At 57.7% G+C, this 15,272-nt stretch carries 8 protein-coding genes and 1 pseudogene; 3 read left to right on the forward strand and 6 right to left on the reverse strand.

The window, feature by feature from the left end; translation table 11 throughout:
* Positions 1-979: 979 nt before the first annotated feature.
* Positions 980-5,551 carry a multicopper oxidase domain-containing protein gene (locus MUG98_RS03765; RefSeq protein ID WP_265110833.1) on the forward strand — a complete coding sequence of 1,524 codons (4,572 nt, stop codon included), beginning with the start codon at positions 980-982 and terminating at the stop codon, positions 5,549-5,551.
* A 281-nt stretch (positions 5,552-5,832) separates the two neighbouring features.
* Positions 5,833-8,115 (forward strand): PAS domain-containing sensor histidine kinase, encoded by a 2,283-nt coding sequence (locus tag MUG98_RS03770; protein WP_265110834.1) that lies wholly within the window; start codon positions 5,833-5,835, stop codon positions 8,113-8,115.
* A 297-nt stretch (positions 8,116-8,412) separates the two neighbouring features.
* Here the strand turns inward: MUG98_RS03770 and MUG98_RS03775 are convergent, their stop codons facing one another.
* The 5 genes from MUG98_RS03775 to MUG98_RS03790 form a co-directional block, all read right to left on the reverse strand.
* Complete coding sequence (locus MUG98_RS03775; protein ID WP_265110835.1) at positions 8,413-8,871, reverse strand: response regulator; 459 nt, start codon at positions 8,869-8,871, stop codon at positions 8,413-8,415.
* Between the two features lie 265 nt (positions 8,872-9,136).
* Positions 9,137-9,250, reverse strand: a complete 114-nt coding sequence (locus MUG98_RS25500) for a HalOD1 output domain-containing protein (protein WP_425601078.1) — start codon at positions 9,248-9,250, stop codon at positions 9,137-9,139.
* Positions 9,251-9,741: 491 nt separating this feature from the next.
* Complete coding sequence (locus tag MUG98_RS03780) at positions 9,742-9,960, reverse strand: DUF8066 domain-containing protein (protein WP_265110836.1); 219 nt, start codon at positions 9,958-9,960, stop codon at positions 9,742-9,744.
* 709 nt (positions 9,961-10,669) lie between these two features.
* A complete protein-coding gene (locus tag MUG98_RS03785) occupies positions 10,670-11,257 on the reverse strand; it encodes a hypothetical protein (RefSeq protein ID WP_265110837.1) in 588 nt (195 codons plus the stop codon).
* Positions 11,258-11,643: 386 nt separating this feature from the next.
* Positions 11,644-13,497 carry an ATP-binding protein gene (locus MUG98_RS03790; protein WP_265110838.1) on the reverse strand — a complete coding sequence of 618 codons (1,854 nt, stop codon included), beginning with the start codon at positions 13,495-13,497 and terminating at the stop codon, positions 11,644-11,646.
* 228 nt (positions 13,498-13,725) lie between these two features.
* On the opposite strand from MUG98_RS03790, the gene MUG98_RS03795 reads away from it, so the two are divergent.
* Positions 13,726-14,160 (forward strand): Ig-like domain-containing protein, encoded by a 435-nt coding sequence (locus tag MUG98_RS03795; RefSeq protein ID WP_265110839.1) that lies wholly within the window; start codon positions 13,726-13,728, stop codon positions 14,158-14,160.
* A 131-nt stretch (positions 14,161-14,291) separates the two neighbouring features.
* Here the strand turns inward: MUG98_RS03795 and MUG98_RS03800 are convergent.
* Positions 14,292-15,110: pseudogene (locus tag MUG98_RS03800) on the reverse strand (IS5 family transposase).
* Between the last annotated feature and the right edge of the window lie 162 nt (positions 15,111-15,272).

Raw genomic sequence — 15,272 nt, forward strand, 5'->3', positions numbered from 1 at the left:
CATCCTCCCCGCTTTGAAGGGCGAGGATTCCCGAGCGTTGGGATATTACGGGTTGCAGTCCACCTCGTCTCGCTGCGGTTGGAATCCGCAGTCGAGGACTGACAAATAGCGTCCGAACGTCGACCGTCCTGCCGACCGACGATGCGGACGGGGAGATCGAGTAACGTGATCGATCCGCTGGTCGGCGCGTCTCACCGACGCCGTCGACGGAGAGGATTTCAGCAGGCAGTAGCTGCTGCCGGAGGTTGCCAATCTCTCCGAGTTCATTCGTCAGATGGCGCGCTGGGGATGAACACGCCTGAGGCGATCGACGACGAGGTGCCCGCCGACCCGCGCGGTCCTGACGTGAGCTGAGCGAAGGCTCGCCGACCCGAGAGGTCCGATTCAACCTGCGCCGATCAGAGAGCCCGCGGGTGGTTCTCCGCGGGCTTTCGCCCAGAGAGCGACGCGTCGGCGTCTCGGTCATTTCTCGGGTACCGCCCGTTCGAACTCAGACGAGAAGCAGACGAATGCGAGTACAACCAGTATGCCACCGAGGCGATTTATCGGGGTATGGTTCGGTCACGCGAAGTACACCCATCTATATGATGAGTTGACAGGTATGCGACAATTGTGTGGCGATATTGGAGACCCGGCGTCTGTTCTGTCTCAGTCGTGACAGGCGAGTCTTCTCTCGCTGTTTTGCGAGATGCATTTCGGCTAAAATCTGTTCACCACGTTCGTGTGACTGTTGACTCGGCGGGTCGCGTCGCCTGTCAGTGGTATGGAATGTCTGATCAGAGGTAGTCGCATGGCCCACTGTCACGTCTCGTTCGGAGCCACGCGAATTAACTATAATAATTAATAAATGTTATCCAAAGTAGTTTGGAACAGTATTTACCTCCATACCGTTCTATTATTCAGAATTAAAATCCTCATTTCTTATTTCTCTACACAATTTCGGAAGATATATGGCTGATTGTTCAATTACGTCACCTCTATGGTTGATAACGAGAACAACCAAGGTGGGAAAGGGCTTCAGTCGAAACGCCGGACGTTCATTCAGGGACTCGGCATGGTGCCGATGTCGGGCTTTTTGACGAACGACGTCAGCGCTACGCAGGCCGGAGACGTCAGCACCGAAAGCGACGGCACCGTTCGAACGTATACCGTCCACGCGATCGAGGTCGATATCGTCTACAACAGGTTCGATCTGCACCAGCCAAATGGTGCGATGTACGTCCTTGAGGAGAACCTCGAGGAAGCCAGAGAAGCGTCCGGGAAGACCCCCGACGACGGGTTCGCGATGATCGACGAGGGTGGATCCAGCAGCTCCGCCGCGGGCGCCATCGAGCCGCTGGTGATCCGCGCGAACAGGGGTGACACGGTCGAGATCGAGTTCCACAACCATCTCGACGAACCCGCCTCGATGCACCAGACCGGGCTGCCCTACGACGTGCAGACGTCCGATGGGATGTCGGTCGGCTACAACGCGGATACGACGGCCGCCCCGGGCGAGACGATCACGTACACGTGGGAAGCAGCCAATATCGGCACCCACTTCTTCTACGACGGCGCCAACCAGGCGCTCGACAGCGGACCCGGCAGTATCGATCAGGTGAACCTCCTGTCGCGGGGGCTGTTCGGCGCGATCGTCGTCGAACCGCCGGGGGCGACCTGGACTGACCCAGAGACGGGCGAAGAACTCCGCAGCGGCGTCCGAGCGGACATCCACGACCCCAACGCTCTGGAGACGAGTTACCGCGAGTTCGTCGTCTTCTACCACTCGCCGTCGGGCTTGAAACACGACGTCTACTGGCCGCACAGTGACAAGACACAGCACCCGCACGCGATCAACTACCGGTCCGATCCCAGCGGGCAACGAGTCAACGACAGCTGTCCCGACTGCAACACCGAGAAGACGTTCTATCACTCCTGGACCCACGGCGATCCGGGAGGCGGTGACAACATCTACGACGTCTACAAGGGCGACCCCGTCAAGTTCTGCTTCGTCGGGGCGTCCCAGGAGGAAAACCACGTCCACCACATCCACAACAGCCGCTGGAAGCAGGTGCCGCGAACGGACGCCGACACGATCGACGCCCAGACGATCGGACTCGGCGACGCCTTCCAGTCGTACTTCGTTGCGGGCCACGGCCCGGGGTCGGTCCGGCCCGACATGACGTTCGAGGAGGCGTTCGAGAACGGTGGCGGCGGCTATATGCACGAGGGTGCGGGAGACGTTCTCTTCCACTGTCATATGTTCCCCCACTACGCCGAGGGGATGTGGGGATCGATGCGAGTCCACGACAAGGAGCGGGACTTCCTTGAGCCCCTGCCCAATTCCAGCGAACTCATTTCGGCGGGCTCGGACACGCCCGGGTACCCGGAGTTCATCGGTGATGCGATCGAGAAGGTGAACGGCGTCGACGATCCGAAGGGCTACATCGCCCCCGAACCGCCGCTGCAGTCGGTCGACGATCCGCGACAGCCGACAGGGGCCGAACGAAAAGCCCTCGGCGATGACATCGAGCCCGGCGCCCCCTATGCGGGCCCGGTTCCCGACGGTGAAACGCCGAACCGGGTCATCGAGTACACCATCGTCGCCATGCCGGCCCAGGTCGCGTACAACGACGCGGGCGAACACGACCCCGACGGGATCGTCTACGTCCTGGAGGAGGCGAACGTCCCCGGCGTGACCGACGGCACCGTGACGGTCAACAATGCGGAACAGGTCCGGAACGGTGAGCTCAACCCCGAACCACTCTTCCTGCGGGCCAACGTTGGCGACCTGATCAAGGTCAGGCTGAAGAACGAAGTCGACGGTGCCGGGGCCTCGATTCATCCGCACTTCGTCGGCTTCGACGTGCTCGGGTCGGACTCGCTCGCCAACGGCTACAACTACTACCAGGGAACCGACCACGGCGAAACGAACGAGTACCGGTGGTACGCCGACGAGCGGGGAACGATCTACTTCCACGACCACATCATCGCGCTGAAGGAAGGTCAACACGGCATGTTCAACGCCCTGCTGGTCGAACCGGAGGGCTCGGAGTGGGTCGATCCCTACTCGGGCGAACCGGCGTTCAGCGGCGCCCAGGCGAACATCATCACGCCTGACGACTCCGACGAGAACGACTTCCGCGAGCAGGCGCTCTTCCTCCACGACTTCGTCCCCCTGCGGAACCGCGACGGCGAACTCATCACCCAGAACACACAGCACAACGTCAACGCCGGGACGATGGCGGTCAACCTCCGGAACGCGCCCTACTACAACCGCGACGGCGAGGATCCCGCCTACGTCCACAGCTCGAAGGCCCACGGCGATCCGCCGACACCAGTGCTGGAGGCCTACGAGGGCGATCCGATCAAGTTCCGCGTCCTCCAGGGCGCCTACGAGGAGATGCACAACTTCGCCATCCACGGCCTCCGGATGGACCCGGAAGGGTTCGCCCCGGACGACTACGTCTCCCACGTGATCGGCCCCTCGGAGGCGTTCACCTTCGACGTCGCGCCGGAGGCCACGCAGAACGCCTTCGACAAGACGACCAACCCGGACGGCGTGCCGGTACGGGACTACCGGTACGGGTCGAACGTTATCGACGATCTGTGGTCCGGCCTGTGGGGACTCGTCCGAATCTGGGGCGGGTCCGTCAATCACCTGGAGTGTCTGCCGGACCACGGTTCGCCGGCGCTCGCGATCACCGACGACCAGCTCGCGGAGATGGGCCACCCCTCGCAGTTCTCGGACTTCGACTGGACCGAAGAGGGCCAGTGGGCCAAGCACTACTACCATCCAGACGACACCGACCGGAAGACCCCACCGGACAAGAACGCGCGCCAGAACCCGAACGTGGGTGAGACGCCGCCCCAGGCACCCGGTGACGTCGAGAGCCTGACGAGTCGACTGGACCTCCCGGAGGGTAAGGTGCGGGAGTTCGATGTCACGGCCATCGAGACGGAGATTCCCTACAACGACTACGGCGACCACGATCCGAAGGGCGTCGTCTTCGTCCACGATCGGTACGCGGACGAGGTTCGCAACGGCGACCGCGACCCGCAGCCGCTGACGCTGCACGCCAACGAAGACGAACTCGTCAGGGTGAACCTCACCAACGACCTCCCATGGGACCTGAACAACGACGACGAGCACCCGCTGACGCGCGTGCACAAGGACCACTCGTGGAAGCGGTCCCATCGGATCTCGTTGCACCCGAACCAGGTTCGGTACGACACCAACACCTCCGACGGCTCCGCGGTCGGCTTCAACTACGACACGACCGTCGGCCGCGACGAGACGGTCACTTACGAGTGGTACGCCGACGGTGACCTTGGGACGGTCCTGTTGACCGACGCGGCGGACGTCCGGAGCAACCGCCACCACGGCGCCTTCGGCCAGTTGATCGTGAAGGAGGAAGGCGCGATCGCACTCGACGCCGTGACTGCAGAGCCCACGCCAGACGCGTTCACGAACATCGTCAGGACCCGGGGAGACGAAGAGGACTACCGCCAGACCTCGTTGCTGTTCGCCGACGGGCAGTTCATCTTGAACCGTCACAACCCGGACCAGCCGATCGTGCCGGCCGGCGAGGAAGACGATCCGAACGATCCGCCGAACCAGCTCGGCGAGGAGCCCCAGGATCACGGCTTCGGCGCGGTCAACTACCGCTCGGAGCCGTTCCGGTACCGCTTCGAGGGCGACGAGGCCCAGAACAAGGTGTTCAGCTCCGACGTCCATGGCGACCCGAACACGCCGATCCTCGAGGCGTTCGCGGACGACCCCACGCGCTTCCGGATCGGCTGCGTCGCGGACAAGGGGCGGACGGTCACGTTCCACCTCGCGGGTCACCAGTGGCAGCGCTATCAGGGCGTCGACGAGTCGCCGATCACCGGCGTCGACGCGGACCTGAGCCCCGGCAAGTCCGAGACGTTCGACCTCCTCGGCGGAACCTCCGACCACCCGGGCGACTACCTCTACGCCGACGCCAAGCAATACCGCAAGCTGGAGTCGGGGATGTGGGGGATGGTTCGCGTCACTGACGGCAACGACAACGACGCGGCCGATCCGCAACCGCTCCCGGATCGGTCCGACGACGTGCCGCTCCGGGACCGACCCGGGTACGCCGTCGTCGAGGGATACGTCACCGCCAACGCCGAACTGGACACCGTCGTCGGCGTCTCGGCCAGCGCCATCGGCGCCGTCGGCGCCGGCGGCGTCTACCTGTTCACCGACACGACCGCCGACCAAGTCACCGACCTCTCGAACGCCGACGTCCAGCTCCTCAACCAGTACGTCCACGAGGGAGCAGGAGCCGACATCTCGCTGGTCAACGAGTCGACCCTGGCGGTATCCGACCTCGTCGTCCACACCGAGACCGACATCAACATCGTTCTCGAGGGCACTGTCCTGGCGGACCTCCTCGAGCAGGAACCCGACTCAAAGCTCGCTGCGTTCGTCCGATCGACGACCAATTCTCGAGCAAACAGGATCGCGCCGTTGAGCGGCATCGGGAACCGGACCACGAAGACCCTAGAGAAAATCGTTGACGATCTAGGCGGCAACCTGCTGTAACGCCCTTCGCCCGACTCCCACTTCCGTCTCACGTCGCGTTTCGACGCGACCGGGTTTTTCGAGTACCGTACCCCTCAAAATACGGCCGCCGTACTCGCGGCTCGAAATCACTGACGAGCTACGCCACCTGTTTCAGAACCTGCTGTCGAACGGGCATTCGCTCCCGCGTTGTCACCGCAGTTTATTACCTCGTATATAAATATTATTTGGATTTTTAAACGGTTCATTCGGGGATCACGACTAGCACGGCTTTTAACTCCGTCAATCCCTTCCGAGATGCTATGAACGATCGAGCGGATGCCACGGAAACAGCGTTTTGGCCGGACGACGCTGGCGATTCCGTGGCACTCCAACGCTACCGAACGCTCGTCAATACGGTCGACGACGGTATCTACCAGCTCGATGCCGCTGGACGGTTCGTCGCGGTCAACGATATTATCGTCGAACTGACCGGGTACGCGCGGGACGAACTCATCGGCGAACACGCCTCGATCGTGCTTGCGGACGACGATGTCGAGCGAATCACGCTCGAAATTGCCCAGAGTGTGGCGAACGATGAGCAGTTGACCGACTGCTTCGAGATCACAGCGCACACTGCCGCCGGCGAGACTCGATATTGCGAACTGCGAGCGAGTCTGCTCGTCGAAGATGGTACGTTTCAGGGATCGGTTGGGATCGTGCGTGACATCACCGATAGAAAACGAACGGAAGAGACACTCGACGAACGCGAGCGGCAACTCGAGCGCGAGCGTGATCTGATTGATCGAATTCTCGAGACCAGTCCCGTCGGCATTCAGGTATTCGACGCCGACGGGGAGGTCACCCGTATGAACGAGCGGGTCAGGGACATTCTCGAGATTCCCGAGGAAGAAGCGGAGATATACGATCCGTCACAGCGGCCGGTCTACGACGAGGATGGCCGCGAAGTTCCGGCCACCGAACATCCATTCGCTCGAACCCTCGAGACCGGTGAACCAGTTTACGAGGACGTCCTCCAGATTGACCTCCCGAGCGGCGACTCGCGTTGGCTCTCGGTCAACGCGGCACCCCTCTTCGACGACGCCGGCGACATCGATCGCGTCGTTACGACTGGTGAGGACATCACCGACCTCAAAGAACGGGAACGAGACCTTGAGACCGAACTGAACGAGATTTTCGGTCGGATCTCTGATGCTTTCTACGCACTCGACGAGGAGTTTCGATTCACCCACGTCAATGACCGGGCCGCGGAACTCCTGCAACACGACGAGGAAGAGTTGCTCGGCAAGAACCTCTGGGAGACCTTCCCCTCCGCCGCGGAAATCGACGAGGTCTGGGAGGCATTCCACACGGCACGCGAAACACAGGAGGCGACCAGTTACGAACTTTACTACGATCTGCTCGGGATCTGGGTCGAAGCGAACCTCTATCCGTCCGAAACTGGCGTCTCGGTCTATTTCCGGGATGTAACCGAGCGTAAGGAGCGTGAGCGTGCCCTCGAGGAATCCGAGCGGCGGTACCGCACGCTCGTGGAGTACTTCCCAAACGGACTCGTAACCCTGTTTGATCACGACCTCGAGTACACGCTGGCGGCCGGGCAGGGATTCGACCGCATCCCCGTCGAACCCAACGATCTCGAGGGGAAGCAGTTCCACGATGTCTGGCCGGACGAGACCGCCGCCGGCTTGAGGCCCGTGTTCCAGGCCGCACTCGACGGCGAGGAGGCGTCGGTCGAACTCGAATACGCTGATCGAGAGTGGGTGGTCCACGCGGCCCCGATCACCGACGAGCGTGGCGAGGTCTTCGCCGGCATGACGATGGCCCAGGACATCACCGAACGCCGTGAGTATCAGCGGAAACTCGAAGAGACGATCGAGCGCCTCGAAGATTCGAACGAACGACTCGAACACTTCGCGTACGCCGCCTCACACGACCTGCAAGAACCGTTGCGGATGGTGTCGAGTTATCTGCAATTGATCGAGGACAGATACGGCGACGCACTCGACGAGGACGGGAAAGAGTTTCTGGCGTTCGCCATCGAGGGCGCGGAGCGGATGCGAAAGATGATCGAGGGCCTCCTCGAGTACTCGCGGGTCGAAACGCAGGGCGATCCATTCGAACCAACCGACCTCGAAGATGTCGTCGGAGACGTCCTCACGGATCTCCAGTTTCGGATCGAGGAAAGTGCTGCCGACGTCTCGATCGACGAGCTCCCTCGTGTGAATGGTGACGCCAGCCAGTTACGACAACTGTTCCAAAACCTCCTGTCGAACGCGATCGAATACAGCGGTGACGAACCGCCGACAATCCACGTCGAGGCGGAGAACCAGGGCGGAACGTGGATCATCTCGGTCCACGACGAGGGGATCGGGATCGAGGCTGATGACACGGAACGCGTGTTCGAGGTCTTCCAGCGACTCCACAGCCGCGAGGAGTACGATGGGACTGGGATCGGACTGGCACTCTGTCAACGAATCGTCGAACGCCACGGCGGCGAGATCTGGGTCGAGTCCGAACCGGACGAGGGAACGACGGTGTCGTTTACGCTGCCAGCCGGACCATGGTCCGGGAACTGCTCTGAGTGATTGGCTCCTACTCCGAGAACTCGCGGCTGTTGGGGATTCCGATCGCAGTCGTGCGCGCCTGCTGAAAGAGAGGCTCGTGCTCGTAATGAACGGTGGGACGGATGACGAGTGATGGGGACGGGACTGTGAGAGCCCCAATCATCGCTCCGACGATTGCTCCACCAACCCAGTCCCAGCTGTCAGGTTCTGCTGCGGTTCTCTTCCTCAGACAGTTAGCTCAATGAAACGGACGCACCTTCCAGCTACGGATCAAGCGCTAATCCAGTGTCAGTCACTCCAATTGATGGATACGATGCCTTATGTCTCCTTCGGAGGCAGATGAACGAGTTTGAGCCAGAACTCCACGATCGCGTCTACCAACTGATCGAACTCGTCCGCCGAATCCGGCTTTTGCACGTAGGCGTTCGCGTGGAGTTCATAAGATCGGGTGACCGCCGCTGGTTCGTCCGACGATGTCAAGACGAGCACAGGGATGAGTCGTAACTCGGGTCTGTCTTTGAGTTCGGTGAGGATCTCGATGCCACTCGATTCGGGAAGGTGGAGATCGAGAAGAATGAGATCCGGCGGGGGAGCCTCCGTATAATCGCCGTGCTGAGTGATGTAATCGAGTGCTTGGTTCCCGGTGGAGACGACGGTTACGTCGTTCGGAATCTCTGTCGCCTCAAACGAGTTGATAAAACGTGAGGCACTATGTGGCTCGGGTTCTACGAGAAGGATATCATAGGTTCGATGTTGCTGTCGTGTGAATTCATCCACTCACAATCCCCACGGTCATCAATGCACATGGCTATAATAACAGCACTACCCGAACACTTTGGCCAGTGAAGTCCCGGTGGATTTCCGTTCTACGACGGTAGAGCTCCGTGGTGATCCCGGTATTCCGTGGAAAGTACTGATCTTGGTCTCGAGAGACAGCCGCGTAGCTGGCGAGTAGATCATGTGCCAGCACCGTGACGGCCACTACCGCTCGCGTTCGAGACTCCGTTTTTCCGAAGCAGTTCCTCAAATATGCCGCGAGGAGTTATTCGATGTGAATGCGACCGTCGCTTCGGACGGTTACCGCGTACCCCTCGTACTCAAATTCGATTCGAACTGGGCAGACAGTCGTAGACGTCGGCGAGCGACGACGGCACACACGATTATGGAAGACCTGTTTCCTAATCTCCCGGCGATCGACTTCGAAGAAGGACTCCGACGCGTCTGTGCACAGTACACTGACGGTACAGCGGAGACGTCGTCCGTCCAGTAATCCGAGCAGCGCACGTTCTCCGGACTGCTTTGCATAGCCGGGGAGCCGCGCTCGTCACGGTGACACACCGTTAACAAAGAGTGCTCTGTAGGATCACTAGACTGCGACGACTTCGGAGCAATTGGAGCTGGTTAATTGCGATGTGATCTGGATGAATATTTCCCGATGCTGATGGCTGGCTGAATAGATTTCTGCAAAATCAAGAGATTGCGGGGGATTCCAGATACTAGTCCAGTGACTGACTGTTCTCCGACGATAGTAGGCTACTCACAGCGTCATCTAGCGATCCTCCAGTGCAGAATACAGAGCATGGCTGCAGCAAACCAGTTCGATTCTTCCAGCTGATTTGTGCTGAAGCAGCCGATCAGTAGACCTGCTTACTGTTCGTAAGCAATTCGCTCAACCGCAAGTACCAGTCTGTAAAAAAGGTAGATGACGAATACAGTCACACCAAGCGAAACCAACGCCATGAGCCCCCATATCCAAGCGCCAATCTGTCCGATGGCTACAGCGTAAACGAGACTCAGGAGAAGAATGGCGAGAAGGGCAGCGAGATACTGTGTCGGAATCCTGTTCGGGAATTGAGCTGCTTCCATAGAGTATAATTCAGTCTGTTCGGCCATATGTATTGGGGTATGAACAGGTATGGTTACCTGTTACATACGCACCCTGTACTGACCGTTCCCCACTCTTCGTAGATCGACCTTCGGTTCGTGCCACAGTCGCGCCTTCTATTCAGCAGAGGCTACAAGAATTACCACCCAACTGGTAAGGTATCAAAACGAAGCTAACGGACGGCAGAAGGGACGGTATGAAGTGGGTTGACGAATCAGAAAAGGTCGTAGCAATCTGCACTGACTGTAAATCACCATACGCAGCCCGTCGGTTTCCAACTGGGGACGTTCGACCAATTGGAACGGGTGAAAGCTGTCCCTGTGGGAATTCTGATTTTGAACAGTTCTAGTCATCGAGATCCACTCTGGATTGAGCGTTCAGCTGCTGTGTTGCTTGTCCTCAGTCATGCCACTTGTCTCTCGCAAGGTTCCCCACGACCTGTCCAGCAACTGGTAGAATCAGGATACAAGATACAGAAGATATAATCAGCACGAGGTTTTGTTTGTTTTATCCCGAAGTCAATGAACCAGCCGTTCAGTAAATATGCAAACTGACCACTGAGGTTCCTACCAGTTCGAGATGATGTCTGGCGAGTCCTACAGATACAGGGCGTGTCTGCAATAGAACGAACCAGACTGTGTCATGCAGTTATTAGCAACGTTATTTTAGAATGTTTACAATACAAAGATACTACTGAACCTGAGATTGGTTTTGTAAGTAATATACTGGGAAAGTATATATGCCGGCGATAGCGACGACGATCCCGCCTGCAACAACCCATATCGGAAGAGCAATTGCCAACGTATGACCGGCTGTCAGCACGGCTGCAAGTGGTATTAACAATATGAATACCAGTCCCGAGATACAGAAAGAGCCTATTTGTTGAGACGAATAGCTATCTAAATCAGCCAGAATAATCGAGAACAACCACGTAACACAGAACCCAACATAGTGAGATGGATTCGTATAATTCATGATAATCCAGTGAAGCTCACGTCCGACTAACGGTCTTCTGGCTAACTCAGTCCCAGTAATAATCACGACAACCATTCCTGCAGTGAGAAGAGCGATATGGAGCGGAAGGCTCCGTGATTGGGAAACCTGACCCCAGCCCACGACAACAACTCCAAAGACGGAATACACGATACCAATACTAAACGGATCCATAACAGAATTGATGAAAAAGCTTCTGCTGTATATTTCGATTAGATAAGAAATCAATACAAATCCGATTCCGATTCCGACCAAACTGATCCCTAATCGTTGAAGGGATTTCATCACTTCCTATCTAAATCATAGTGGGATAAGTTTTAGGGGACGCAAGATACTGTTCAATCTCTCCTCTGAGGGTGATTTTCTATTCGTATGCACTTTGGTTGATTGATTCAGAATGGATCACTCAGAACAATCAAGGTCGGTTTACTAAATCCATCCTCCGTATTCATCACGCAGTTCTTGACATCTATCAGTAAGATCGATTGCTTCTCCGTTACCTGCTTGACCTGTACTGAGCGATCATCATCGTCGCAAATCGCGTGCACCATTCGCGCCCTCTATTCCGCACGACCGGACTTGACCTATACAGATTCTCTCAGAAATCGCCTGCTGAATAGAGGGGATGAGTTCAGCACGAGAGGGTCGGTTGGTTCACAGGCACGGGTCATTTACTCGTGATCGTGCGCTGCGGGGAGCGTCAACGAGAACGTCGATCCCTCGCCGGGTTCAGACTCGACCCCGATCTCGCCGCCGTGACGCTCGATAATCCGCTCGCACAGCGCCAAGCCAATACCCGACCCCTCGTGGTCGTCTCGGGAATGGAGTCGCTGGAACACCTCGAAGATCCGATCTTGCGCATCTGGCTCGATCCCGATCCCCTCGTCTTGAACCGACACTTCCCACATTGAACTGTTCCGCTCGGCGGAAATCTGTACCCGTGGTGGCTCGTCACCGCTATACTCTATCGCGTTACTCAGTAAATTCTGAAACACTTGGTGCAACTGATTCTCATCTCCCAGCACACGGGGCAACTCATCAACCTCTACGTAGGCATCACTTTCGGTGAGACGCATCTCGAGGTTGGCCTGGACGTCTGCAACCACCTCGGTGAGGTCGACTGGTTCGAGTGGCTCCCCCTGCGTCTCCACGCGTGAGTATGCCAGTAGTCCGTCGATCATATGACGCATACGGTCGGCGCCGTCGACGGCGAACTCGAGGAATTCTTCGGTCTCTGCAGTCAGCTCATCGTCGGCCCGGCTCTCGATCAACTGCAGATAACTCGAGACCATCCGGAGTGGCTCCTGAAGGTCGTGAGAGGCGGCATAGGCGAACTGCTCGAGCCGCTCATTGGATTCCTCGAGCTTGAGCTCGTACGTCTTCCGGTCGGTAACGTCACGGGCCACGCCAACCATCCGCGTCGAGCCGTCGTTGTCTTCGACTGGGTGGCCTGGAGCTTCAATCCATCGTGTTTCGCCGTTCCGGACGATTCGGATCTCCTCGTGTTTCGGTTCGCCCGTCTCCAGGGATTTCTCGATGGTCTGCTGTACCTTCTGTCTGTCCTCTGGATGAATGATCTCGATGAAATCCTCCCAGTTCTCGACCGTTGTTCCATAGAGCGACTCCGCCGAGGGATAGAAGGAGGCTTCGTTGGCCTCTACGTTCCAGTCCCAGACGACCGCATCGGTTGCGTTGAGGGCGAATTCCATCCGCTCTCGGACGCGCTGTAGTTCCTGCTCATGCTCTTTGCGCTCCGTAATGTCCTGTGCCGCCCCACGGAGCGACACGACATCGTCGCCGACGATTTCAGGAACTCCTTGGATCCGAAGCCACCGCACCTCTCCCGCAGGCGTATGGAACCGTCCTTCCACATCGAAGGGCGCGCCTTCCTCAAGCGCCGCTTCGATGGCGTTCTCGATGATCGACCGGTCATCTTCGTGGTAGACATCGAGGACTTCATCCACTGACGGTTCTTCATCCCAAGACCGTCCCAGAATCTCAAAGAGGTGCTGAGTCCAGTACGCCTCCATCGTGTCCGGATCGATTTCCCAGCCACCGACGTTCGCGATACGCTCCGATTTGTGGAGGAGATCGACCGTCCGTTCGAGAACGAACGCGTTTGATTTGGCCCGTGCATCATTGACTCCCCCAGCAAACGAAGGGACGAGTACAAACGCCGAGATTATGAGAATTGCCCGTCCGGGACTGCTAATACTCGCGGCGGGTTGGAGGTGGTAGAGCGTGAGAAGACCGGTCAACACCCCGATCCCACCGAGACACCAGCCCATGATTCTGGAATAGAATTTGGGATTGATTTCGGTTTCTGGCAATCGATACCCACCGTACAGGACGATCATGCCCGGCCCGGCGACAAAGAACGAGATGACCATCACATTCGAGAGTGGCGTACCTCGTGAGATCTCTACATATGCCCACCCAAGTCCGAGGAGAACGTAGAGCGCTCCCAAGGCGACAATTGCTCGCCTCCAGTAGGTGCCGAACCCGACCGTTTTCCAGGACTTCATTATCAGTATTCGGTAGTAGGACGGTTAAAGCAGTTTGTGTTAGACCGTACTGCTATCCACAGTTTTCCCTGCGTTTTCGATTTCGGTTCGTTGGCTCTGTTGACATCCTATCGATTCAACACCTTTCCTACTGAAACAGCCGTTAGGCAGGGGTGCGTACTGAACGGAAGTGAAACCCTGATTTGACCCTACAGAAGAGATTTACATGGTTCCGCCAATCAAGGCGATATGAACCGCCGATGGTTCCTCGCTGCAGTCGGAATCGCCCTTTCGACTCCCCTCGTCGGCAACCTCGGTGTTCTGTCCGGGGATGATGAGGACGACCTCGAACCGTTCAGTCCTCATCAGAAGGGGAGCGTTATGGTCGTTCCTGATGCGGAAGCATCACACCACGTAGAAGTGACAATAGCACCTCTCAACTCCAATGGCGAAGAAGAAGCACCTACATTTGAGGCGAGTGCAACGCTGACTCCGGGCGACGGCATAAGTGCGAACAGCATCGAGTTCCTTCCGGGGATGTATCGTATCACGGTCAATGCCAACGACGAGACCGAGACATACGAGTGGGACGTCGAGGAATCGGAACGGCGCGGAGTTGGGAAAGCGTGGATACGGGTTGATGACGACGACCTCAACATCGACGTCATAACGACGGTCTCATAGCACCGACTGACAGTCGGTTTTGAATCGCTGTGAAAGTGGCACTGCTGTCTGTTCTTGGTTCAGTTTCAACTCTGTCCGCAGCGATACTACCGCTTGCAGCGGGCGATATGCGAGTTTCCTATATCTGCCGATTAGAGTGAGCGGTCGAGATTGTGAGTGAAGCAGGTGATGGTGAGTTCCCGAAACTGCTTCCACCACCACCGTGAGCGGACGAACGCACCGTACTTCCGTTTGAGCCGGGAATACACGGTCTCGTTCTGACTGCGCTGCCCGTAGAGAGTAGCGTCCAGTCGAGCATCCACGCCTTCTGAAGCGACGAGAACTCTCGATGCTTGATAAGCGGGCGCCCCTTCTCCTTGCGGGCTCACGTACGAACGTTCTGGTCGACGTATCCCTTGTCACCGAGGAGAATGGCCACCTCACTGGTGTTCCGCTCGATAAGGGACGGCGCGATTTTCGAGGCGTGTTTTCTGGTCGTCATGACGTGAATATCAATGATCGCATTCGCTCCCGTGTCCGCGAGAAGTGTGACTTTCAACTGCTGAATCGTCAGCTTTGCCCGCTTCGTGTGGTGTTTCGAGGCGTGACTTCGGTCAAAGCCGGATGCGTCGATACCGACGACACCGTTAGTCGGGAGAGCGTTACTGAGAGGTTGAGAAGAACCCGCCAAACAGCCATGTCAAGCCGGTTGAACGCCTTGCACAATTCGAGGGGGATGGGAGTTCCTCAAGGTCGATGGCGCTCCGAATCCGGGGCATCTCGATGAGTTCGTCAAGCAGCATCCGGTACGTAGTATTCTTCCGTACCTTGAGACAGAGCAAGACGATGTGCTGGTGGAGTGTGTACCGCCGTTTCGAGAACTTCGAGGAGTAGCGAGCGACAGCTCGCCGGGCCAAGTGTATCGCTTGCTCAACGAACCGGAGTAACCGCGACTTCGGGAAAGCTTGCATTCGATCAAGTCACCGGTTGAACCTGTAATTCTCTGCGGATTTCAACAGAGCTGGTTCGTTATGAATACAGCACCGCTTCTAGCATGGACCTCTATTAGAGGAGTTGTTCGTACGTCTTCGAAACTGATTGGTCACAGTCTTCGCCGACTGATCTCTAATTCG

It is taken from the genome of Halosolutus halophilus (assembly GCF_022869805.1).
In the GTDB taxonomy this organism is placed as follows: domain Archaea; phylum Halobacteriota; class Halobacteria; order Halobacteriales; family Natrialbaceae; genus Halosolutus; species Halosolutus halophilus.

What these genes read in the sequence shown, in the direction of transcription:
- MUG98_RS03765 (WP_265110833.1), top strand. Translation starts at nt 980, where the DNA reads ATGGTTGATAACGAGAACAACCAAGGTGGGAAAGGGCTTCAGTCGAAA.
- MUG98_RS03770 (WP_265110834.1), top strand. Translation starts at nt 5,833, where the DNA reads ATGAACGATCGAGCGGATGCCACGGAAACAGCGTTTTGGCCGGACGAC.
- MUG98_RS03780 (WP_265110836.1), bottom strand. Translation starts at nt 9,960, where the DNA reads ATGGAAGCAGCTCAATTCCCGAACAGGATTCCGACACAGTATCTCGCT.
- MUG98_RS03785 (WP_265110837.1), bottom strand. Translation starts at nt 11,257, where the DNA reads ATGAAATCCCTTCAACGATTAGGGATCAGTTTGGTCGGAATCGGAATC.
- MUG98_RS03790 (WP_265110838.1), bottom strand. Translation starts at nt 13,497, where the DNA reads ATGAAGTCCTGGAAAACGGTCGGGTTCGGCACCTACTGGAGGCGAGCA.
- MUG98_RS03795 (WP_265110839.1), top strand. Translation starts at nt 13,726, where the DNA reads ATGAACCGCCGATGGTTCCTCGCTGCAGTCGGAATCGCCCTTTCGACT.